This window comes from Ignavibacteria bacterium (assembly GCA_015709655.1).
In the GTDB taxonomy this organism is placed as follows: domain Bacteria; phylum Bacteroidota; class Ignavibacteria; order Kapaibacteriales; family Kapaibacteriaceae; genus OLB6.
Window position 1 is genome coordinate 316408 of record CP054181.1, and the last position, 23167, is coordinate 339574.

At 50.5% G+C, this 23167-nt stretch carries 21 protein-coding genes; 12 read left to right on the plus strand and 9 right to left on the minus strand.

Annotated features, from left to right (window positions below; genetic code table 11):
• Nucleotides 1–19: 19 nt before the first annotated feature.
• The 4 genes from wecB to HRU79_01295 are packed head-to-tail and all read right to left on the minus strand — an operon-like array spanning nt 20 to nt 5020.
• Nucleotides 20–1123 carry a UDP-N-acetylglucosamine 2-epimerase (non-hydrolyzing) gene (wecB, locus tag HRU79_01280; GenBank protein QOJ25347.1) on the minus strand — a complete coding sequence of 368 codons (1104 nt, stop codon included), beginning with the start codon at nt 1121–1123 and terminating at the stop codon, nt 20–22.
• A gap of 5 nt (nt 1124–1128) precedes the next feature.
• Entirely contained in the window at nt 1129–2508 is a 1380-nt protein-coding gene (locus HRU79_01285) for a nucleotide sugar dehydrogenase (protein QOJ25348.1), read from the minus strand.
• The gene (gene rfbB, locus HRU79_01290; GenBank protein ID QOJ25349.1) at nt 2505–3491 is read right to left on the minus strand and encodes a dTDP-glucose 4,6-dehydratase; all 987 of its coding nucleotides are present in this window, start codon (nt 3489–3491) and stop codon (nt 2505–2507) included. Before rfbB ends, HRU79_01285 begins: the two co-directional genes overlap by 4 nt.
• 41 nt (nt 3492–3532) lie before the next feature.
• Nucleotides 3533–5020, minus strand: a complete 1488-nt coding sequence (locus tag HRU79_01295; GenBank protein ID QOJ25350.1) for a hypothetical protein — start codon at nt 5018–5020, stop codon at nt 3533–3535.
• Nucleotides 5021–5138: 118 nt separating this feature from the next.
• Here HRU79_01295 and HRU79_01300 point away from each other — a divergent pair, with 118 nt between their 5' ends.
• Genes HRU79_01300 through HRU79_01310 form a run of 3 tightly spaced genes read left to right on the plus strand, consistent with a single transcriptional unit; the run spans nt 5139 to nt 7560 of the window.
• Nucleotides 5139–5735, plus strand: a complete 597-nt coding sequence (locus HRU79_01300) for an RNA polymerase sigma factor (protein QOJ25351.1) — start codon at nt 5139–5141, stop codon at nt 5733–5735.
• 3 nt (nt 5736–5738) lie between these two features.
• Nucleotides 5739–6971 (plus strand): hypothetical protein, encoded by a 1233-nt coding sequence (locus tag HRU79_01305; GenBank protein QOJ25352.1) that lies wholly within the window; start codon nt 5739–5741, stop codon nt 6969–6971.
• Entirely contained in the window at nt 6946–7560 is a 615-nt protein-coding gene (locus HRU79_01310; GenBank protein ID QOJ25353.1) for a hypothetical protein, read from the plus strand. Before HRU79_01305 ends, HRU79_01310 begins: the two co-directional genes overlap by 26 nt.
• On the opposite strand, the gene HRU79_01315 is transcribed toward HRU79_01310, so the two are convergent.
• Both HRU79_01315 and HRU79_01320 read right to left on the minus strand, forming a co-directional pair.
• Nucleotides 7557–8063 carry an acyl-CoA thioesterase gene (locus HRU79_01315; GenBank protein ID QOJ25354.1) on the minus strand — a complete coding sequence of 169 codons (507 nt, stop codon included), beginning with the start codon at nt 8061–8063 and terminating at the stop codon, nt 7557–7559. The genes HRU79_01310 and HRU79_01315 overlap by 4 nt on opposite strands.
• Nucleotides 8064–8072: 9 nt before the next feature.
• Nucleotides 8073–9098 carry an aminotransferase class I/II-fold pyridoxal phosphate-dependent enzyme gene (locus HRU79_01320; protein ID QOJ25355.1) on the minus strand — a complete coding sequence of 342 codons (1026 nt, stop codon included), beginning with the start codon at nt 9096–9098 and terminating at the stop codon, nt 8073–8075.
• Between the two features lie 152 nt (nt 9099–9250).
• On the opposite strand from HRU79_01320, the gene HRU79_01325 reads away from it, so the two are divergent.
• Nucleotides 9251–10843: an acyl--CoA ligase gene (locus HRU79_01325; protein ID QOJ25356.1), complete on the plus strand. Its 1593-nt coding sequence runs from the start codon at nt 9251–9253 to the stop codon at nt 10841–10843.
• A 12-nt stretch (nt 10844–10855) separates the two neighbouring features.
• Here the strand turns inward: HRU79_01325 and HRU79_01330 are convergent, their stop codons facing one another.
• Complete coding sequence (locus HRU79_01330; GenBank protein QOJ25357.1) at nt 10856–11365, minus strand: hypothetical protein; 510 nt, start codon at nt 11363–11365, stop codon at nt 10856–10858.
• Nucleotides 11365–12036, minus strand: coding sequence for a dolichol kinase (locus HRU79_01335; protein ID QOJ25358.1), 672 nt, complete (start codon nt 12034–12036; stop codon nt 11365–11367). The genes HRU79_01330 and HRU79_01335 overlap by 1 nt, the downstream gene beginning before the upstream one ends.
• A 27-nt stretch (nt 12037–12063) precedes the next feature.
• Between HRU79_01335 and ispE the strand changes: the two genes are divergently transcribed.
• The 5 genes from ispE to HRU79_01360 all read left to right on the plus strand — a co-directional run bounded on the left by ispE (nt 12064) and on the right by HRU79_01360 (nt 20277).
• A complete protein-coding gene (ispE, locus tag HRU79_01340; GenBank protein ID QOJ25359.1) occupies nt 12064–12951 on the plus strand; it encodes a 4-(cytidine 5'-diphospho)-2-C-methyl-D-erythritol kinase in 888 nt (295 codons plus the stop codon).
• Nucleotides 12948–14420, plus strand: coding sequence for a glycogen synthase (locus tag HRU79_01345; GenBank protein QOJ25360.1), 1473 nt, complete (start codon nt 12948–12950; stop codon nt 14418–14420). Before ispE ends, HRU79_01345 begins: the two co-directional genes overlap by 4 nt.
• Nucleotides 14421–14496: 76 nt before the next feature.
• A complete protein-coding gene (locus HRU79_01350) occupies nt 14497–17793 on the plus strand; it encodes a TonB-dependent receptor (GenBank protein QOJ25361.1) in 3297 nt (1098 codons plus the stop codon).
• Between the two features lie 2 nt (nt 17794–17795).
• The gene (locus HRU79_01355; GenBank protein QOJ25362.1) at nt 17796–18467 is read left to right on the plus strand and encodes a DUF4397 domain-containing protein; all 672 of its coding nucleotides are present in this window, start codon (nt 17796–17798) and stop codon (nt 18465–18467) included.
• 25 nt (nt 18468–18492) lie between these two features.
• Nucleotides 18493–20277, plus strand: coding sequence for a hypothetical protein (locus HRU79_01360; GenBank protein ID QOJ25363.1), 1785 nt, complete (start codon nt 18493–18495; stop codon nt 20275–20277).
• 14 nt (nt 20278–20291) lie between these two features.
• Here the strand turns inward: HRU79_01360 and HRU79_01365 are convergent, their stop codons facing one another.
• A complete protein-coding gene (locus HRU79_01365; GenBank protein QOJ25364.1) occupies nt 20292–20972 on the minus strand; it encodes a 16S rRNA (uracil(1498)-N(3))-methyltransferase in 681 nt (226 codons plus the stop codon).
• A gap of 55 nt (nt 20973–21027) precedes the next feature.
• On the opposite strand from HRU79_01365, the gene HRU79_01370 reads away from it, so the two are divergent.
• Genes HRU79_01370 through HRU79_01380 form a run of 3 tightly spaced genes read left to right on the plus strand, consistent with a single transcriptional unit; the run spans nt 21028 to nt 23167 of the window.
• Nucleotides 21028–21813: an enoyl-CoA hydratase/isomerase family protein gene (locus HRU79_01370; protein ID QOJ25365.1), complete on the plus strand. Its 786-nt coding sequence runs from the start codon at nt 21028–21030 to the stop codon at nt 21811–21813.
• On the plus strand, nt 21810–22382 hold the full coding sequence (locus tag HRU79_01375) for a hypothetical protein (GenBank protein ID QOJ25366.1): 573 nt from the start codon (nt 21810–21812) through the stop codon (nt 22380–22382). Before HRU79_01370 ends, HRU79_01375 begins: the two co-directional genes overlap by 4 nt.
• Nucleotides 22383–22387: 5 nt before the next feature.
• Nucleotides 22388–23167, plus strand: a complete 780-nt coding sequence (locus HRU79_01380; GenBank protein ID QOJ25367.1) for an enoyl-CoA hydratase/isomerase family protein — start codon at nt 22388–22390, stop codon at nt 23165–23167.

A 23167-nucleotide genomic window follows, 5' to 3' on the forward strand; every position in this document is an offset into this window, starting at 1 on the left:
TTTCGCAGGTGTTGCATTTTCATGAGTTAAAAAACGAGGCGATCGTCGTTACTATTCTTTCCGATGCCTTTCCATCCCATAGGGGTGGCACTGCACCAGTTTTCCGACTGTGGGCAACTGAATCCTGTACCCCTTTCAGGATAGCATCATGTTCAGGCACCACGAGAAGATTTGTACCGATTTCCGTTGTACTCGGCCGTTCGGTGGACGTACGGGCGGTTACGCATGGTACGCCAAGAGCAGTGGTTTCTTCCTGGATACCTCCACTATCGGTAAGTACGACTGCCGCATTCTTCATGAGAGCCAGGAAGTGTACATAGCCCATCGGGTCACACAGAATTACAGTGTTCGGAAAGGTTATACCGGAGTTCTGCAGGCGTACGCGTGTACGCGGGTGAACCGGGAATACCACCGTCATCAACTGCGAGAGCTCTGTTAGTACACCAGCCAGCATTCGCAGCTGTTCCGAGTTGTCAACATTACTCGGCCGGTGCAGAGTAACAAGTATGTAGCTGTTACCAAGAAGGCCAAGGTCAGCCTGTACCGTACTGAGGTCTGCCTTCGGTAAGGCATACAGCAGACTGTCTATCATTGTATTGCCAACAAGATGGATCGAGTTGGCCGAAGCCCCTTCACGAATTAGATGGTTTACGCCACTCTGTTCGGTCACAAACAAATCACTGGCAATTGCATCAGTCACAATACGGTTAATTTCTTCAGGCATGTCCCGGTCACCAGATCGTAACCCAGCTTCTACATGTGCGGTTCTGATTCCCATCTTCACACTTGTGAGCGCACAGGCTACTGTACTGTTCACATCGCCAACAACAATAACATAGTCTGGCTGTGCCTCGATGCACACCTGTTCAAATCCCAGCATAACGCGCGCCGTCTGCTCGGCATGAGATGCACTTCCAACGCCAAGAAAATACGCGGGGTGCGGCATCTCCAAATCATTAAAAAAAGCATCGCTCATCTGAGCATCGTAATGCTGCCCCGTATGCACAATCTGATGAATAAACCGGTCATGCATCGTCTGAAAGACCCTGTGAATGGGGGCGACCTTCATGAAGTTCGGTCGTGCACCAACAACTGACAAGATCTTTGGTATTGATTTACTCATGCAGCTTAGCGGCCCTCACCAAGAAGCGTAATGTTGCCTGCAGTGCCTGCATACTTCTGTGTTGCATTTCGTGTATCAACGATTGCCTTTGAATGTTGTACAATCAGGTTAATGTCAAACGCACTATGATCAGTTGTGATCACAACAACGTCTGCACGCCGTAACACGGCCGCATTGAGTGCAGGAACGGATGTAATCGTACGACCGCCGATTTCAACCTGTGGGATGTATGGGTCATAGTACTGTATGTTTTCAACACCATCGTCACAGAGGAGCTCGGCAACTTTAAGAGCCGGTGAATGCCGTAAATCATCAACATCGCGTTTGAATGCCATCCCAAGAAGCAATATTCTTGCTTTCTTTAGTGTTGTTGGCTGCTTTGCGATCTCCCGTTCAATCATGCTTCGTACATAAAACGGCATGCTTTCGTTCACTTCTGCGGCAAGCGTAATAAAATTGGTGACGAAATCGAACTTCCTGGCAGCCCAGCTTAGGTAGTACGGGTCAATAAAGATGCAGTGTCCGCCAATACCGGGTCCCGGATAAAACGGCATAAACCCGAACGGCTTGGTGCTGGCAGTCTGAACAACTTCCCACACGTTAATATGCATACGGTCACAGAGCTGAGCAAGTTCGTTGACAAGTGCAATATTGACGCTCCGGAAAATATTCTCAAGCAGTTTAGCCATTTCGGCAACTTCGGGAGTGCTAACGGGAACAATTTCCGAGATAATACATTTGTTTATAGCAATAGTAACGTTGGCACATGCCGTTGTTACCCCGCTGACAATGACCGGAGTATTCGCAGTTGTCCAGGTTTTATTCCCGGGATCGATCCTCTCCGGAGAATACCCAAGGAAATAGTCCACACCACACTGCAAACCGGCAGAATCCAGAATTGGCTTTACGTACTCGGTAGTTGTTCCCGGAAATGTTGTACTCTTCAGGATGATCAGTTGTCCTGCCCGCAGGAAGCGTGCAATGTTTCGCGTTGCGTCCATAACGTGCGAGATATCCGGTTCTTTATTATCGGTAAACGGAGTCGGGACGCAAATAAAAACAACATCAGCCTGCTGAAGGGCGGCAAAGTCAGTTGTGGTACGCAGTGTTTTTGTTTTCTTTACCACCCGTGTAATGTCGCCATCGTCAAGATCTGCAATGTAGTTTTTTCCGGCCGACAACAGTTTAACTTTCGTGGCGCTCGTATCAACACCGAGTGTATGGATACCTGCCTTTGCAAACTCCAACGCAAGCGGGAGCCCAACGTAGCCAAGGCCAACCACGCCAACAGTCACTGACTTGTTTTCGATGGCTGCAAGGAGCGATTTACTCAACATCGTTTTATCGGTTTTCTTTCCCGTACTTCTTCGTCCGGGTGCACTCATACTAATCCCTTTGAGTAATTACTTTTATTGTTTGCTCTGTACCATTTCACCGTTTCTCGAATCCCGTCATCGAAGCAAACGGCAGGAGTATAGCCGTATAACTCACGGAACCTGCCGGAGTTCATTGCATAGCGGACGTCGTGTCCAGGTCTGTCCTGTACAAACTGGTACACGTTCTCAACCTCTTTCTTCATTTCTCGGGCAATATGCGAAAGGAGGGCAAAATTCTGCAGTTCAAAACCACTGCCAATATTTATTATCTCGCCTGCTAATGGTTGCTGTACAACTCGCCAAATCGATTTTGCGGTATCAGTAACGTACATCCATTCTCGCGACTGTGTACCATTACCGTACACCGGAACAGGCAGTCCGTTCTCTATCCCGGTGATTGCTACCGGTATAAATTTCTCAGGATACTGTCGGGGTCCGTACACATTGCAGCACCTCACGATCGTCGCACAAATTCCATGAGTACGAACAAAGCTCAGCACCAGGTAGTCGGCAGCAGCTTTCGATGCCGCATACGGCGAGGTTGGATTGAGTTTGCAGCTTTCATTGAAAGGGGCTTGGGCAGGCGCCAAAGCTCCGTACACTTCATCGGTGCTTACGTGAATCAATGGTATTTCGCGCCCACCCTTCTTCTGCTCCAGGATTGCTTCCAGGAGTTGGGCCGTTCCCAGAACATTGGTCTCAACAAACGGAACAGACGCAGCAATCGATCGGTCAACATGTGTTTCAGCAGCAAAGTGAACAACGGTATCAATTTCATACTGCCCAAGCAGGCCTACCATCAGCCCCCTATCCAGAACCGATCCGTGCACAAACCTAAAATTGGCATGACCGGATGCCGTGCGCAGGTGCGCCATATTCCCAGCATAGGTCAGTGCATCAAGCACTACGACCAACGCCTTACTGGCACCAAGTACTTCATCGACAAAATGGCTGCCGATAAATCCGGCAGCTCCGGTTACAAGGATGTTCATGAAACAGCAAAAATACCATTGAGACTCAAGCAGTCACGCTTTCAGGCCTTGGTAAGCCTGAAAACCGAAGCAGCCACCGACGGTGTTGTATCCGAAAACGTGTAGATGGTAGCTGTTGCTTTCATGGCTCCGATACCGTACGGGCTGCCACAGGCCACAACAACCGAAGGGCGGCCGGCGGACAGCTGATGGACGATCGACGCATATTTCTCGGCACTTGCTACCGTACTCGTCTCCCCGCTGCCACGAAGGAAGAACCCGAACACCACAATCTCGGCATCCGCAATGCCCTTCAGCAGGTCCTTAATCTCGGCATCCTGCACCGACGCATCAATAAAACCACAGTCAATATTCATCTCGGTTGCCTGACTAAGGAAGTTCAGCCATTGTGTAGCCTGCTCCGGCTGATGATTATCCACAACAGCAAACGCCGCAACGTGCCGGTATCTGGAAATTGGAAGTACGCTGTCTGCGTCGTAGGTAACTACTGCCTGTTGAGCTGCTTCAAGTGCGAGTGCTGCATGATCATTTTCATTAATAATTGGCACCGGGCTGTTATTCGGTAACAGGGAACGCATGGCTGCAATCCTCTCTTCCGAAGCCACGAGTCGTGCCTCGGTAAGTGCATCCCTCTGGATTGCCCGTACAAGAGCCTTTATTGCAGCTTCGGTATCCTGCGGCATGAGCAGAATATCGCATCCTGCTCTGAATGCAAGCACTGCCGCCTTATCAGCGGTGTACTGTGTGGTAATCGCTCCCATGTCAAGGGCATCCGTGATGATCACTCCGTTGTACTGCCATGAATCACGGATTAGCCCGGTCACCACAACCTGTGACAGCGAAGCCGGTTTCCGTGCGTCTAAAAACGGCACAAGGAGGTGACCAACCATGATTGATTCAGCCCCGGCATCAATACCTGCTCTGAAGGGGGCAAACTCCCTGCGGACAGCCTTCTCGGCACTGATTTTTATTGTCGGCAACGACAGGTGACTGTCCGTTGCGGTATCGCCATGGCCCGGCGCGTGCTTTACGCAAGAGAGAACATGTCCCTTTTTTGTTCCTGCAATCCAGGCTTTAACATGCATACTCACGGTGTCGGGCTGTTCGGCGAATGACCGGGTATTAATCACGGGATTATCCGGATTACTGTTGATATCGGCTACAGGAGCCCAGTTCCACAGAATACCCATTGCCCGCATTTCCTGAGCAATTGCCTGAGCCACTCGTTCAGTAATCGTGGTCTGGCAGCGTCCCAGGGCCATTGCGCGGGGCATGGAAATGCCCCGGTTGGTGATTCGCATTGGGAGCCCGAATTCGAAATCAGCGCCAAACAGCAGTTGTCCGCCACTGCGCCGCTGCAAATCTTCAATCATGGCAACGGTTTGTTCGTACTCGCCTTTAAAAACCCCAAAGCTTCTGATTCCAAGGTCCAGCAAACGGTAGGTGTTATCTCTGTACGCCTGGTTAGCCCAGTGTTCACCGTCAAGCCTGGGCATGATAATTCCGGATACGCGCTGACTTAACGTCATAATACAGCTAAATTACGTCACTGCACGTGGTTACCCTGTAACCATTCGCGTTTGTTTGCGTCACTACAACCGTATCGGCACTCTTGTTTTTGGGTAGAGTTTAAGATATCGGTTTATTATGGCCACAACCACTATGCAACAGCAAAGCACGCACGCTGTGCCTGATCCCTCGGATCTGCACCTGTTTGCCAACCTGGCAAAGGGCGAAGGCATAGCGCAACAGGCTTTGGCTGAACTCTACCGCAGATACTCGCAGCGCATTTATACCTATTGCCGCAAAATCACCGGCAACAACGAAGTGGCAAGGGACATCCTACAGGAAACCTTTGTAAAACTATTTAATAAAGGTAAGCAGGCAGCCGTTATTGAGAATTTCCCGGCCTATCTTATGACGATTGCCCGCAACCTGTGTCTGACCTACAAAAGCCGGATCAGTCGTGAGTACGTCCAATTTGAAGATTTTCACCTTAGCGTCCGCGACGTACCCTACGAGCAAAAGGAATTGCTTCAGCTTATTCAGACTGCACTGGATTTACTTCCTGACGAATACCGGGAAGCCTTTGTGCTGCGCGAATACAACGGTCTATCGTACAACGAAATTGCAGAGGTTGTAGGCGTGAGCCTGGAGACGGTCAAGGTCAGAATTTTCCGGGCAAAGCAAAAGCTGCGCGATATCCTAGCCCCCTACTTAGAAGATTTACACAAAAAGGCATAGTTCATGTCAGATTTATTTTACTCAGACCCGTCACCGAGCGAAGCCCTCCATGCCTTTATGGATGGCGAGTTGGAACCAACCCACGAACAAAAACTTTTTAACGAACTGGCAGCCAACCCGTCACTACGGAATGAAATGAAGGACGTGCTTACGCTGCGGAATGCCGTTATGCGCGATGTTGCAGCTGCTCCGGCAATTACTGAGCTGCCGCAGATTGCAGCAATGACGGGGGTTGCAGGTTCCGGTGCGTCTGCTGCCGGCAGTAGCGGACTCTTCATCCCGATGCTCTTTTCCGCTGGCGGCATTCTTGCCGGGTTGATGATTGCTATCTTTCTATTAGGCACAACCGGCGGTGACACTCTTCGGCAGTCGGGTGCTGACCGCACCAACGGACTTGCGGGTCTTCATCACGAACCGCCGGTATCGCTGCTGGTATCAACGCCAACTGACACAATACGCACGGTTCGCGTGATTTACCGAAACCAGGGTCAGCAGCAGGCTGACCGCCCGTTAGATCCTTCCCATTCCGGCAATCTGACGTCCAGGACAGTACAACCAAGCCTGACACCGGTGGACCACAACCAGGCCGAGGCAGACGTTCCAGAACTGCCGGCTGACGCAACCGTTCAGGATGAAATCACACCTGCCGTACTAACGGCACACCTCCCGAAGGCTGCACGCAGTACAATGATGAACGCTATTGGAAGTCCGGCACACCTTCTGAATCCGGTCTCCCAAATCCCCAATGCGATTTTTAAAGTTCGTTCGCTGGCTCAGGAAATCACATCAACCAACCCTGTACCTTCTTCAGTTCAGCAGGCCTTTCTGCCAAACACGTCGTACGCTCTTGTGACGCCACTTTCCGATCATCATCATGTTGGTGTTGAAATCGGTACCGAGAGCTTTCGGCAGCAGTTTACCGGAACGAATGATCAAGGACAGCTCCAGAGGATTACCCAGACACCAGTATTGTTATGGTTTGGAGGAACCTACGAATATGTGGGCTCTACCATGCTGATACCTGGTCTTTCACCGTATGGCCTGGCCACGCTCGCGTATGCATACGGGCAAGGGCCTGTAGCACGAAGCTCTGTTGGTCTAAGCTACATGCCTGTTGGTCCGCTTCGCTTTTATGCCGGTATCGACGCATCAATTCTGGGGTACTCGCATCAGAACACCTGGTTTACAAGCAGTAATATTGGGTTTACCTATGGTATCGGAATCGACATCCCGTAACACCATCGTGCGGCTAGGCAAGTCCCTGCTGATCATGATCACGTGGATAGCAGTGAGTACGTCGTGCACCTCACCGCTGGAAATCAACGTTGACAGAACGATTGTCAACGTTGACGGCAGTGTGCACCCAAAGCGGCTTTCGTTTTTTTACTACTTTGCCGACAGTGCTTACGAAGCAATCGTTTCTGATACCACCTACCTTCATGAGATTCTGATTGAGCGGTCACAAACCCCATGGACGGTAACGGTACCCCAGTTCATCTTTGAATTGCCAAATACTATTCATCCAACGCCGACAACCACGCCTCTGGTACGCTCGTTTTCGCTGTCATGCGAAAAATATATTATCGACGGAATTTACCGGTCGTGCGTAGGGTCGAACGCCTGGGTTGATGGTGAATACCTGGACCAGGCATACACCCCCGTCCCTTTCCGTTGGGATGCCGACAACACGATAAACAGAATTCTGCTGGCATGGATACAGCCCAGCGAACAAAACCTGATCAAAGGACGGGTTCTGATTTCGGTTGCAGATCCGATAACAAAGATCAGCCGAAACTATAATGGTTTAATAACCATGGAGTATTAAGCCTTATCCGATTCGCCCGCAAACGGTGCATCACCCTCAAACTGCAGAATCAGATCACGGTAAGATCCCGGAATCCGTTCAGGCTGATGCGTTGCAGGATTCAGGTGAACCAGAATACTCTTTGCTGATGCAATCAGAGTTCCATTCTCATGTCGGATACTATGATCAAATCCGAACGATGATTTCTTTACAAACGAAACCCGCGTAAACACGGTGTACACATCATCGAACTGGGCAGGTGTAAAGTACTCAATCTCCGTCTTGGCTACCACGAACCTATGTTTTGTGACAAATGACTGTCGGTCGATCGGAATACCAAGATTTCTGAAATATTCGATGCGGGCAGCTTCAAGCCAGTACAAGTACACAGCGTTATGGACAATGCCCAACCGGTCTACATCATACGAGCGCACTCTGCTGTGCAAACGGTGGTTAAAAATGATTCCATTAATCTCGGTCGGACCACGGTCAATCGTGGCTTCGTTTGTATCTACGGGTACCATGATGCAAAACTACAACTCACCTTTGACAATATTGCAGACCGACTCACCGGCAAACACGGCATCGAGCATGTGAATTTGGTGATGGAATACGGCCCGCATAATTCCAGGACGGATTGTCTGGATTTTAATACCGTATTGCGACATTGCTTCGATAAACTCATCGTCAGGTATCGGCACCTGAAACAACACGATGTTTGATTGTACCGCCTCGGGATTCACCAGAATTTGTTGTTCAATTGATAATGATTCTGCAAAGATCTGTGCATTGTAGTGATCTGAGCCTATCGACGGCAGAATATGATCCAGAGCATACAGTCCTGCAGCAGCCAGTATGCCTGCCTGGCGCATTCCTCCCCCCAACAGCTTCCGCCAACGCCGTGCCTTCCGGATATTCTCGGCTGATCCAAGGATTACCGAACCTGCCGGTGCCCCAAGCCCCTTACTCAAACACACGCTGAGCGTTGAGAACGGTTCAGCCAACTGGCGGTACGAAGCACCTGTTGCAACCGCAGCATTCCAGATCCGGGCGCCATCACAGTGGAGAGGAATCCCCGTGGTTGATGTAAACTCCGAGAGTTCTGCCAAATATGGCAGTGAGAGCACAAGGCCACCCAGCCGGTTATGAGTGTTTTCCAATGCCACCAGTGCTGTATTCAAGTTGTGGTATGCCGGTGACCTTCGTGCCTGCAGCAGCGATGCTATGGGGATTTCGCCATTCTCGGTTTCGATTCCAAGAAGCTGCGCCCTTGAGATTACGGAGGTGGCACCATTTTCGTAATGAAAAATATGGGCGTTTGCATCAACAATGACTTCATCGCCTGCCCCGGCATGAAGTGCCACACAGATCTGGTTAGCCATTGTCCCTGATGGGACAAACAGTGCCGCTTCCTTTCCGAACAGCGAAGCCAATCTATCCTGGAGCATGTTTACGGTAGAATCCTCACCGTACACATCATCACCGACCCTGGCTCTGCTGATTGCCTCCAACATCCCGTCGGTAGGTACCGTTACCGTATCACTTCGTAAGTCGATCATAAATGCAAACCTACGCCGGTTGTGTGGCGAATTATGTACAAATTTGCACGTTTTGTTTTGGCATGAAGCTGCGTATGGTGAACCCGGGTTCAGCCTTGACGTGATTGCCCGAACCAGTAAAAAAACATGTAGTATTAGTCCAGCAATGTGAAATGACAGCCGCATCTTCAGCTCCAGCTTTTAATTCCTGGGCAGAGCTTATGGAATACAACCACTCTGCCTATCGTGAGAAACCGTTCCTGATTTATTACGATGCCAACGGGAAGCGCACTCAATGGTCATACGCTGTCTTCATCGAAACGGCACAGCGCCTGGCATCACTGCTCAGGCACAACGGTATCGTCCGCGGAAACAAGGTGGCAATTGCCGGCCATAATCACCCCGATACTATCCTGGGATACTTTGCGTGCTGGATACTGGGAGCTTGTGCCGTGCCGCTGAACATGTTGGAAGACGATGCCAGACTTGAATACATTCTTACCAACAGCGAAACCCGTTTGGTGTTGTGCAGGACGGAATATCTTGTACGAATCAATCATCCTCAGGTTATCGAGGTTGATACTGATGCCGGGGATCCCGTATTCTACTCACTGCTCCGGGACCAGCCACTGTTCAGCCTTGATCGTGCAGAACCGATGCTGACCGACGAAAGCTTGATTGTGTACACCAGTGGTACAACCGGAAATCCCAAAGGAGTCGTCCTCACACAGGGAAACATGTTCGCCGATTCCGGGAGTATTGGAAGGTGGCACGGGATCACCCCGGAAACCAGGATGATGTGTGTGCTGCCCGTGCATCATGTTAACGGCACGATTGTTACACATACCACACCCTTTCTGATGGGCGCAAGTGTTGTGCTTTGCCGCAAGTTTTCTGCATCCCGATTCTGGGACATCGTCATCGCTGAGAACATCCATGGCGTCAGCGTTGTGCCTACCCTGCTGGCATATCTCCTGGAAGCCGATGCTGCCGATTCAACAACTCAGCTTCCTGAATCATTTCACATTATCTGTGGCGCCGGACCTCTTACCTGCGAACTGGCATCACGGTTTGAACGTCGGTTCGGGTATAGAATCATCCACGGATATGGTTTAAGTGAAACAACGTGCTACACCTGTTTTCTGCCGGTTCATCTTTCGGATGAGCAGCATGCGTCCTGGATGCGTGACCACGGTTTCCCCAGTATTGGTGTTGCGCTTCCGTGCAACGAGATGGCAATTCATAACGATCTGGGACAGCTTGTTGCCCCGGGAGAACGCGGCGAAATCGTTGCCCGCGGGTCCAATATCATGAAAGGATACCATAACAACAAAGAAGCCAATGATCACGCGTTTAAATATGGCTGGTTTCGCAGCGGCGACGAGGGGTTTTACCTACATGATGCCGAAGGGACTGCCTACTACTTTATCACGGGAAGACTAAAAGAACTGATCATCAGAGGAGGCGTTAACATTGCCCCTTTAGAAATTGATGAAGTGATAAACCGAGCGCCGGGTGTTAAGGCAGGTATTGCAGTTGGATTTGAGCATGATATGTACGGTGAAGAGGTTGGTGCCCTTGTAGTGCCAGAGGAAAATGCCAATGCTGATGAAATCCGGCAGTTCTGTTTGCAGAACCTGCCCCTTCACAAGGCCCCAAAGGTGGTCTTGTTCGCCACAGAACTTCCAGTTACAAGTACCGGCAAACATCAGCGCAATAAGGTGCGCCATCTGTTTGCCGACTATAGGTGTATCCGTTCAAAATAACCGGTACCGTACCTACCGAATGTCAGTAGCCTTTACGCCTTCCCTGGGCATGTAAAACGTTTGTCTTCCGGTGATAACCGATGTCGGCTGGTCCTGATGTGCTTTGTACTGCGCACGCACAACGTAGCCGCCGATAACGGCAACCAGTTTCTTGCTGGGGTCTTTCAGTTGCGGGTGGGTATATGCCAGCTCTTCCACCACCTCGGCAGTAAGCTCCTGTTTATCATCAGACCTGAAAAAATAAAACAGAAAATCACGGTCACGCTGCATTCCAACGTCGCCGTCACGGGTTACCTGATGATAAACATCGCTAGCAATCCCGAGCATGGCAAGTGAATCATACGAATCAACACGGATAAAGTAGACGCTTGCCGTTACCGCCGTACTGCTGTCGGCAAACGAATCAACTACATCATACTCTCCTGCCTGTCCGTCCCAAAACCGCACCAGGAACATCACAACAGCCACTGCTACCGTCAGTAGCACCAGGATAACAATGCCATTATAGATTCTTCTGGTCATCAGGGGATGGAATGATAAAACGATGCGTAGCCAAGGAGAACACAGAGCTCGTTCACAACCAGCATCACAATTGCCATACTGAGCGGAATCACAATATTGTCATCAGCCTTTAAACGCACCGACGCTGATTCTGCAATCCCTGCTGCAATCGCTCCGAGTGCACCGGCGCCATAATAGGTGAAAGGCAGTGAATATACCAGTGCGTACACGGTAACCACACACCATGCACTAACAATAAAGGCTGCTGTTCCGGCTACCGATTTGTCGAAAAACGGTTTCCGGGGAAAGCGCCGACCAATTAAGGCTGCAAACGAGTCGCTGACTATCAGAACAGTAAATATCGTTACTGCCACAACGGTCGGAAATAAGCTAAATGACAAAACGGCTGCCAGCAACACCCACGTTGCGCCGGTTAATGTGAACCTGGTGGTTGTTTTTTCGTGAGTTCTCAGGATAGCTCCAAGATACCGCTCCAGGATAGCTCTGGTACCGGTGTGATAGTGGCGCAGGACATCAATAAACAGCGAGATGCCGGCCATCGTCAGTAGAATCTGAATTCCGGTACTGTGCGGGACACGAAGGTACAAAATCGGTATGAGCAGCGACGTCAGATGTATCGTCTTCCGGGTTAGCTCGCTTCTGTACGAAATCTGTCTGGTTTCTCCTGTCATAGTAACTTCGCCGATCTCCGTAATCCCATGATACACTCAGTTCGTTTCTCCTCTCCGGCAAAAATCAATCTGGGCCTCCGCATCACCGGGCTGCGTCCCGATGGATACCACTCCATCGAATCCGTATTTGTTGCCGTAAATCTTGTAGACACAATCACGATTACTCTATCTGAAACTCTACTGGTACACTGCACTCCACCCGTTACCGGAACACCCGAGGAGAACCTGGTATTCAAGGCCGCTTCCGCGTTCTTCCGTACTGCCGGTATTGCCTATGGTGCGAAGATACACCTTGAAAAGTGCATACCAACCGGTGCAGGGCTGGGAGGGGGCTCAGGCAATGCCGCAACCACACTTGCATCACTTAACACACTACACGGTTCTCCATTGCCGGATTCAGAACTTCAGATGCTGGCAGAAAACCTGGGTAGCGATGTTCCGTTTTTCCTCCACTCGTCGCCAGCCTTTGTCAGCGGCAAAGGCGAAATTGTAACTCCTCTATACCTGAATCTTCCGTGGCATATCGTTGTCGTAAAACCCGAAATCCACATTTCCACAGCGGCCGCCTACGCGCTGATCGATCAGCGCACACAGATGCCACGATACTCAGAAACCTTGCCGGACATATTGAGCAAGATTGTTAACATTCAAGCACTTACGTACGATCTATTCAATGAAGTTGCAGGCCGTAACCTCACCAATGAATTCCACGATGTCATCGGCCGAGAGTATCCTGTTGTACACATGATATCCACACGCCTGTTGTCATCAGGTGCCATACACGCATCGTTAAGCGGTAGTGGCTCTGCGGTGTACGGGCTCTTTGCTACGGAAGCCGAAGCCAGGAATGCGGCAGCAAGCCTGCCAGACTTTAACACGTATATTTGCCAACCACTAACCACCTCCCAGCGATGAACATTCTTCAGGTATCGGCCGAAATGGCTCCCTATGCTAAAGTTGGCGGTCTTGCCGATATGTGCGGTGCGTTGCCAGCTGCGTGGACAAAACAGGGACACTCGGTGTTGGCGGTAATTCCGCTGTACGGCACAATAGATCGTGACCGGTACCGGATTACGGAAACCGACATTATGTTAACGGTACCCTTGGGGCACTGGCAGGAATATGCAACTGTCTATACTGGTACGCTGCCGGGCAGCACCGTTACCGTCTACTTCATCCGGTCGGCCGAGTACTTTGACCGTCCGGGGATCTACGGTTATCACGACGGTTTTGCTGATAACGACCGCCGGTTTATCTTTTTGTCGAGGGCAGCCTTCGAGCTTGCGAAGATTCTTAATTTCCAACCCGACGTCATCCATGCACACGACTACCACACTGCACCGATGATGCCAATGTTACGGATTCATTACCGGTACGATCCGTTCTTCTCGCGCACCGCAGGAGTTTTTACAATTCATAACATGGCCTACCAGGGTGTGTACGAACCATCACTGGCAATGAGCCTGTGCGGTTTTAAACACGATGATTTTTATACAGGATGCTGGTTCGAACATGGCGGCACCTTTAATGCCATGAAGGCCGGGATCATGTTTGCGGACAAGGTAACGACGGTTAGTCCGACGTATGCTCAGGAAATCAGGTGGACAAAGGAGGGTATGGGGCTTCAGGATGCTCTGCAAACCCGGGGGGCCGATCTGATTGGTGTGCTCAACGGCATTGATCCTACCGTATGGTCTCCGGATGCCGACGCTGCCCTGCCTGTTCGGTACACGGCACAGACGATTGAGAAGAAGGAAGCAGCGAAGCGGGCATTGCTGATGGAGATGGGGCTTGACCTGCAAACCGCATCGGAAGAAATTCCCCTGTTGGGTATGGTGTCACGTCTGACCGAGCAGAAGGGCATCAGCATCGTGCTTCCCGCCCTGGAGCACATCATTGGCAACAAATCAGCTCGCTTTATCCTCCTTGGCAGTGGCGAGACAGAATTCGAGGACCGGTTCCGGGAGCTGCAGCACCGGTATCCGCAACATGTACTTCTGGGAATTGGCTATAACGAGCCACTGTCACACCGGATACAGGCGGGATCTGACTTCTATCTGATGCCATCAAAATTCGAACCCTGCGGCTTAACCCAGATGTTTGCCCTTGCTTACGCAACCATACCAATTGTCCACGCAGTTGGCGGGTTAAATGACACAGTGTTTTCGTATGACCCTGTTGCCTTCACCGGAAACGGAATTCGTTTTGACCGCTTTACGTCGGACGCCCTGACTCACGCCATTCAGCAAGGCCTTCACCTGTACCGTAAAGAACCGCATTGGTCAGCCATTCGAAAGAATGCAATGGAATGTAACAACTCTATTGACCGAACTGCGGAAGAATACATCACGCTGTTTGGATGGGCTTTAGAAAACGTCCAATAGACCGGTTTAGTCACTCTCCGGGCAACCTGCTTTGCCAACATCACGTACTTTTGCCAAACTCAAGAATGTGATGCCTATGACCCTGCGTTTCGCTTTCCTCTTCATGATCACGGTACTGTGTAGCCCACTGGCGATAGCTCAGGGCGTCACTACCGGTTCGCTTACCGGCATCGTTACGGGTGAAGTAGCCGATAAACCCGACACGTACGAAAAACTTACCGGTGCAACGATCAAGGCAACTCATACCGAAACCGGAACAGTGTATGGTGCGTATTCAAAGAGGGGTGGACATTACCACCTGGCAGGCCTGCGTCCCGGGCTCTATACCCTAACATTTTCATACCTGGGCTACCGTACGGTATCCATTGCTGACGTGGCTATTGAGGTTGGAAGAACTCAAACGGTATCGGTAAAGCTTAACACTCAGGCCCGGTCAGCCGAAACGGTCACCGTGGTTGCACAACGTTCCGGACTTGACGGCTCACAGGCTGGCTCGTCATCTACCATCAGCGAGCAGGCAATAAGTGCTGCGCCAACCATTAACCGCAGTATCAGCGATATGGCCCGAATGAACCCCTACACCCAGTCCACCGAGACACCCGGCAGTGACGGTTTATCCGGCTTGAGCGTGATGGGAGTTAACAGCAGATTTAACAACTTCCAGATTGATGGAGCTGTTGCGAACGATGTTTTTGCTATTGGCGGTGCAGGCACTGCCGGCTCACAGACAAACTCCAACGTGGTGTCACTCGACGCCATCGAGCGGATTACCGTCAATGTTTCGCCGTACGATGTTCGCCAGAGCGGATTTACCGGAGGACTGATAAACGCCATTACCCGGGGTGGTACAAATACCGTTCGGGGGTCCGTGTTTATGTACGGACGCAACCAGGATCTGGTTGGACCAAGCCCCGACGTGTATAAAGCCCCCTTCGAAAACTTTCAGGATGTTCAGTTTGGAGGACGAATAGGTGGTCCAATTGCTACCAATAAGCTTTTTTATCATTTTACCGGTGAGGTAAGACTACGGTCAACCCCGCTCGAAGTAGCATTGAATGACCCGAATGCGCTTAACAACTTTCCGGTACCATCATCCATAATCGACAACATAATCCGCATTAGTAAGGATGTGTACGGATACGATCCGGGTTCCTACAATACGTTTAATATTCGCAACAATACCGTTAACCTCATAGGTCGTTTGGACTGGAATATTAACGAATCAAATAAAATTCAGTTGCGGCATAACTTTTCCTATGGCATTCAGGACAGAAACCTCACCCGCAATACCACGAGTTTTTCTTTAAGTAATCGTGCCAACGTTTTCCGGAGTGTCAGCAATCAGATTGTTGCACAGTGGGACGCTATTATTGGCACGTGGGCAAGCAATCAACTTCGGGTATCATTCACAAATACTGCTGATGCCCGGATCCTTGGATCCAACTTCCCCGAGGTTCGGATAACTGTGGGCAGCAGCGGACAATCTGTTCTTCTGGGCGAGGAACGCAACAGTCAGGCTAACGAGTTAAATCAAACCGTTCTTGCCATTACCAACGACGTAATGATTTTTGAAGGTAGTCACTCGATAACGCTTGGAACCAACAACGAACTGTACGGGTTCGACAACTTATACATTCCTGATTATTTCGGTACCTATCAGTATCCCAATATCGAATCATTCGCAGATAGCACGGCTAACAACTATCAGGTAAGTTATGCTAACACTGCCATTACGGGAACGCCAGCGCCCAGGGCTGACTGGTGGATGCTTCAAACAGGATTCTACGCCATGGATGAATGGGAAGTAACATCCGGCCTCCGTCTGATTGGCGGGATACGATTAGACATTCCGGTCTTTATCAGCACACCATACTATAACCCCCTGTTTGCAGAACGCTTCCCCGGATACTCAACCTCTCGCGTCCCATCGGACGCTTTGATGTGGTCGCCCCGGATTGGCTTTAATTACGACATCAGTGACGACCGAACCTTCCAGATTAGGGGTGGCACTGGGCTATTTACGGGCAAGGTTGCGGCTGTATGGCTGTCCAACCAATATTCGAACACAGGTGTGGATTTGTTCCGTGCTCAGTTAGGTGCATACAACTCTACCCTGCTGATTACTGATCCTGCAACAGGACTGCCCATGAAGTGGGATCTGACCATTCCACCACCACACCCCGGTGATACCGGGTATCCGGGCTCTGCAATCAATACGGCAGCTATTAACATTACTGACGAGAATTTCAAAATGCCCCAGGTGTGGAGAAGCACACTTGGTACCGATATTCAGTTTGGGAAGGGGCTTACCCTAACGGTGGAAGGTATGTATGGCTCATTCCTGAATCAGGTTGATTATTCAAACCTGAATCTTAAACAAAGCAACCGTTCATGGGTTCTTAACGGCGATACTGTGCGGGGTGTGAGTCCGCTCGACGGACGTCCGCTGTACGCGGGAACCCAGCCTGACTCTATGCAGGCGCCGGAATTCACACAGGTTTTGCTGCTACGGTCACGGAATGCTGGATACCAGTATTCGGTTATGACCCAGCTTGTGGTTGATGAGAACAACGATATTCTGCCCGGACTGTCGGCCATGCTGTCATATACCTACGGAGGTTCCGAAGATCTGAACAGCTCTCTCAACTCTACTGCGTCATCACTCTATCAGTTTAACGATGTTGTAGATCCTAACAATGCAACCGTTGGCCGTTCCAACTTCGACGTACCGCATCGCATTGCCGTAAGCGCCTCCTACAGAATTTCATGGTCAGAAAAAACCTCTACGTCTGTTGGACTGTTTTTTGACGGATCCAGCGGACGGCCATACTCGCTGAGTTACGTCCAGGACTACAATGGCGACAACGTTTCCGGCGGTAATGACCTGATCTACATCCCGCGTCCGGAAGACTACAACACCCGAATTGTGATCGAGCCTCCGGGCGGCACTGACCTGCGTACACGCGAACAGGTGTGGGAGCAGATCATGCAGCTTGTAGACGCAAACCCGATTCTAAAGGAGTATCAGGGCAAAATCCTCCCCAGAAATTTTGTTCGTGAACCATGGCGGAATAAAATTGATCTGCGGATCAGCCAGGATTTGTTGATTTCAGATCAAAAAGTTACGCTCACCTGCGATGTTCAGAACCTTCTTAACCTTTTAAACTCATCGTGGGGTTTGGTACAGTACGTAAACTTTCAAAGTTTTAACCTGTTCGGCCTGGGTTCTACGGGAAACAACCCGTTTGATGCCCAGGGAAGATTGCGAATGACCTATTCTGCACCGGTAACTGCAGGACGCCCGGGTATTTATATTACAGACAACTTTTATTCACGCTGGCGAATGCAGCTTGGAATACGGTATACTTTTTAACTATGCATAAGTTGCTTTATTTATCATTGGCAGTAGCACTGCTCATCGGAGCATGCGATGACGGGGTCCTCACGTTTCCTCAGCCAACGCCTGCCACTGTTCGGTTTGTTCACGTTATCCGCGATGTTGATTCACTTAGCTGTGTAGTAGCAGCCTCTGACTCGGTGACCATCTCAAGAGGCAAGGCTTCTTCGCTGATTCGCTGTGATGCCGGAAGGCCCGTTGGCTTTGTCCTTAAAAACGGTTCAACCTTGTTACGCGACACACTCTATTACACCTTGGGTGGCTCTGCAAACGTTATCTTGTTTGCCCGAGGGTCCGCAAGCCAGGTTGTTGAATTTCGGAGGGCAATTCAGGATACCACGCTCCCGGCAACTGCCAGCCCGGTACTCCGATTTACGCACATGGCTGAAGCCGTCAACAAGTTTTTTACTGTTGAGGTGTGGGTTCGCGGCGGCGGCAAACTGTTTTCCGAAGAGTTCGATCCGGGCTTCAGCAGTTCGTACGCAACGCTGCCTCCAGGCACCTACAGTTTTGAGTTACGCGAAGCAGGGACAACAAATGTTGCTGCCGTCATTGAGAACGTTACTATCTCCGCAGGAACCTCGTATATGCTGTATTCATGGGATGCCAGCAGTAATGCCGAAGATTCCGTTAACTTGTCAATTTTCTGACCACCAGCACCCTAAGGTAAATTCTATGCTCCGAAACGTTTATACATTTATTTGTTTTTCACTTTGTGCAGTTATCGCAGCATCTGCACAGGATCCCACTCCCATCATTGATGTCAGAAAGCAGGACCTTGGATCCACTGTTGTAAAAGTTGCAGGGCGTGTGAGTGCAGCCAATGAATTTGGAAACCCGGCGTACATTCAGGATGGCACCGCAGGTATTGCCGTCTTTAACGCAGCCTTCGCCAGGGGCGTACAAATCGGCGACTCCGTTATTATCGAGAACGCAGAAATTGTTGAATTTCAGGCAACAACCGGTCAGCCGGGAACCGGCCTGTTGGAGCTGGCTGGAACCAACATGACGTTCACGGTTGTTCCTGTACCCCGCGTGGCTCCAACGCCCCGAAACACGTCGGTCCCGCTGTTGGGTGAAGGACTCGAGGGACAGTTAGTGCGAATCCGAAGACTGAAGTTTTCGGAGAAAGGAGCATTCCAGGGAGAAAACAATTACACTGCATTCGACACTCAGGGTAATGACCTTGCAGTGCGCATCGACGGTTCAACTGAGATCGCCGTACAAGCCCTGCCAATCCCAGAAGACGAAGTTGACATCGTGGGCTGCGTAAGCCAGTTTCGAGGAGGATATCAGATTTTGCCTCGCTTCGGAGCTGATGTGGGTGTTCAGCCCGCCGAACCCGACACTGTCCCCAAGAACCGTACCCTCGACATTACATCATGGAATCTGGACTGGTATGGCTCTACCGATACAACCATGGGGCCTTCCGATAAACAGCGTCAGCGACGCAGTATCCGGCAGGTGATGGATACCATACAGGCAGATATTTGGGCACTTCAGGAAGTGATCGGAAGCAGTGCTGCCCAGGCACTTGCTGATTCAATACAAGGCTCGTACGGCGTCCTGTACAGCACCGAGATGCCATCCGAAATGGCTATGTGCTACCTGTACAACAAAAACACAATTACCCCGATTACCAACGGTCTTGCCGTAAATGGCGGCGCTCAAGCCTGGGCTGGCGGACGTTTCCCATACAGGGTGACGTTTGATGCCGAAATCGACGGGATGAAGAAGCGGTACGTCCTGTTCAATATCCATGCAAAGGCAACCGGTGCTGGTACCGAACTTGACGATTATGAGCGCAGAAAGACCGATGCCGAAACGTTCCATGCCTACCTTCATGATTTTTATTCCGACTCATCGCTCATGATCGTCGGCGATTTTAACGACAGACTCACTGGAACAAATGTAGACGAAGCAAAGCCCAGTCCGTACAAAGTATTCACTGACGATTCAACCCGCTGGTTTCCGGTAACACTCAGCCTTGAAGAACGCGGTCTGGGGTCATACATCGGATTTGACCGGAGTTTTATTGATCATTGTTTGATTAGTCGTGACATCAAGAATTCGTTGCACAGAGTAATTCTGGAAGCTCCTCAGGCATACTTAAGCTCGTATCGAAGCACGGTTAGTGACCACCTTCCCGTAACCACACGCCTCTTCGTCAGTGGTCAGTCGCCTGTGACTGAGACCGCCTACAGTAACCATACCGTGAGAGTTGCACCCAACCCGGTAACTACTGACGGCATGGCGGAGGTTACAATTAACGTTCCCGGCTACGTCCGCGTTGCTCTCTCCAACCAGCAAGGTATCACAACCACACTGTTGCAGGACCACTGTGCCCCGCAGATAAAACTCGTACGCATTCCGGTTGCAACGTTATCGTCCGGCGTGTACCGGCTTATTGTTGATATCAATGGTTCGATTACCACTACCCCGGTTGTGATTGCCCGGTAACCGGAACTACGACTTCAAATCCGTATCCTCTGCACCGCCGCCATCATTGCGATTGCGGCGGTTTCTGTTCGTAACCGGTACTTGCCTAATCGTACTGCTGTGGCATGCAAACGTTGTAGGTGTGCTTCCTCTGCTAAAGTAAAGCCCCCTTCCGGGCCAATAAACAGTGCTACCGGTACTGACCGTACATGGTCCACGTTTGAATCTTCGGCATTCTGGCTACCATAAATAAGTTTAGCACCATGCTGCAGGCAAAACGCTGTGGCCTCGCCAAGACCTACAGGTTCGTGAATCTGCGGAAGCCAGGGGTTGCCAGACTGCATCAGTGCTGCCACGCACTTTAGCCTCAACCGTTCAACCGATGTTCTGAAAAACTGTGACCGTTCGGTATGGACTGGTACAATGTGAGTTATGCCCAGCTCAGTTGCCTTTTCAACAGTAAACTCAATCCTACTCTTACTGTCGGTAATCCCCAAACACAGTACCGTAACCACCGGCTCCGGAGCCAGAGTACGAGAAATAACCCGAAGTACACCTGGCGTTTCGATTCTGCACAATGCCGTAAGCCCCTTACCATTGAGCACTTGAACCGTGCTTCCCGACCTGAGCCGTAACGACTTAAGATGCTGTATTGTATCAGCCGACGGTTTCAGCAGGTCATCGTTTTCAGGAATTGAATCGTAGAGGTTGTCCATTCGGTTGGTAATTTCACGTAATCCGCAGAAACACAAACTTACCCTGAAGCAGCAGATGACAGATTCTGAATTCACTTGTATTCGTGTTCACCACCCAACAGATGGTGTGGGGGCCATTCAAATTAACCGACCAAAGCAGCTGAATGCCCTGAGCTTACAAACCATGGTAGAACTTGTTGAAGCGTTTGAGCTTCTTGATGTCAGCGATTCTATTCGCTGTATTGTACTTCACGGTAACGATCGTGCCTTTGCAGCCGGCGCAGATATAACCGAGATGGCTGATGCAGACGCTGTTACCATGCTCAATCGCGATCAGTTTGCACGCTGGGAACGAATTCGTAATATAAAAAAGCCGATCATTGCCGCAGTCAGTGGCTATGCACTCGGAGGCGGCTGCGAACTTGCAATGTTGGCTGATATGATTGTTGCCAGTGAAACCGCAGTCTTCGGACAGCCCGAAATCAATATTGGTGCAATGCCGGGAGCGGGCGGCACTCAGCGTCTGACCCGTGCTGTTGGAAAGGCTGTTGCCATGGAAATAGTGTTAACCGGACGAACAATTGATGCACGGCATGCTCATGATGCCGGACTCGTTAATCGTGTGGTACCGGTTGAATACTATTTGGATGAGGCTATTGCCCTTGCTGCCGAAATTGCGACCAAGGCTCCAATTGCTGTGCGCCTTGCCAAGGAAGCCGTCCTTAAAGCTCATAGTTCAACACTGGAAGGGGGCTTGGAATTCGAACGGAAGAACTTTTATCTTTTATTTGCCACGAACGATCAGAAGGAAGGCATGGCTGCCTTTGTTGAGAAACGTAAACCTAACTGGAGAAATTCATGAGAGTAATGAGTAACCTGTGTGCTGCCATTGCAGTACTTGTTGCATGTAGCCTTTTTGTCACTGCCGAAGCTCGCTCTGCAGATGCACGACCTGCGCATGGTGAAACCACCATGAATACCGACTCGCTGTATATGAAGATCGTAGACTGTGCCCTGCCTCCGGTGGCATTCAGCTCGATTGCCGACGCATTTAAAACTGAGTCTCTGATCAGCGGGTTCCTTAGTATGGTTCCCAGCGAGCGGGGTGCCGATGTTTTACGACAGTCAATGGAAGCAGCAAAGAAAGCTCTAAAACCTGAAGCCTTGTTCAAACGACGTTTGTCAGAATACTTCAGGACACGGTTTTCACCTGCTGATGCTCAGAAAATCGTTGAAAGCTGTGCTGAAGGTGCCGGCTTCACTGATAAGGAATTATACGATCGCTTTCAGGAAACACTCAACGGAATGTCGCCCGTTGCCCGACGTGAGGCAGTGATGATTACCATCCGGCTTATGGGTGACTTCCTGGCCCTGGCTGCAAAGAACTTGGAGCCGCTTTCTGCATCTGACCTGGGAATTACCGACAAATAGCAACTATGGATACAATTCTTTACGATAGCACCGATGGTGTTTGCACAATCACTCTGAACCGACCGGAGTCATACAATGCCGTCAACGAGCAGTTAAGCACCGAGTTACTCCACGCGCTTACTCAGGCAGAAACCGATGCAGGAGTCCGCTGTGTTGTGTTAACCGGAGCAGGGAAAGCATTCTGTTCAGGACAGGATCTGAAAGACGCACCAACGGGTGGCGGCAAACGCAGTCTGTACGACTCCCTGGAACGCCGGTACAACCCCATCATCCGGGCAATCACCGGAATGCCCAAACCCATTATTGCCGGCATCAACGGTGTAGCGGCTGGAGCAGGTCTTTCACTTGCCCTGGCAGCAGATATTCGAATCATGAATTCAGCAGCACGCATGGTTGAAGCCTTCATTGGTATCGCACTGATTCCTGACAGTGGTGCTACCTTCTTCTATCCCCGAATGATGGGCTACGCAAAGGCATTCGAGTTTGCAACGCTGAATAAGCCAATTTCCGCACCCGATGCCGAGCGTCTTGGCCTGGTTAATTCTGTGGTACATCCCAAGGCGTTTCATGCTGCACTCGGTGCCGTAGCCAAAAAATATGCGTCTGGTCCAACGCAGACGTATGGATTCGTGAAGCAACTCCTTCAGCAGGGAGCTACTCGCCCTCTGGCCGAAATGCTGGAAATGGAGAAAGAATATCAACAACGGGCCGGTGACAGCAGTGATTATTCCGAAGGTGTTGCCGCCTTTATCGAGAAACGACCACCGGCATTCACCGGGTCTTGA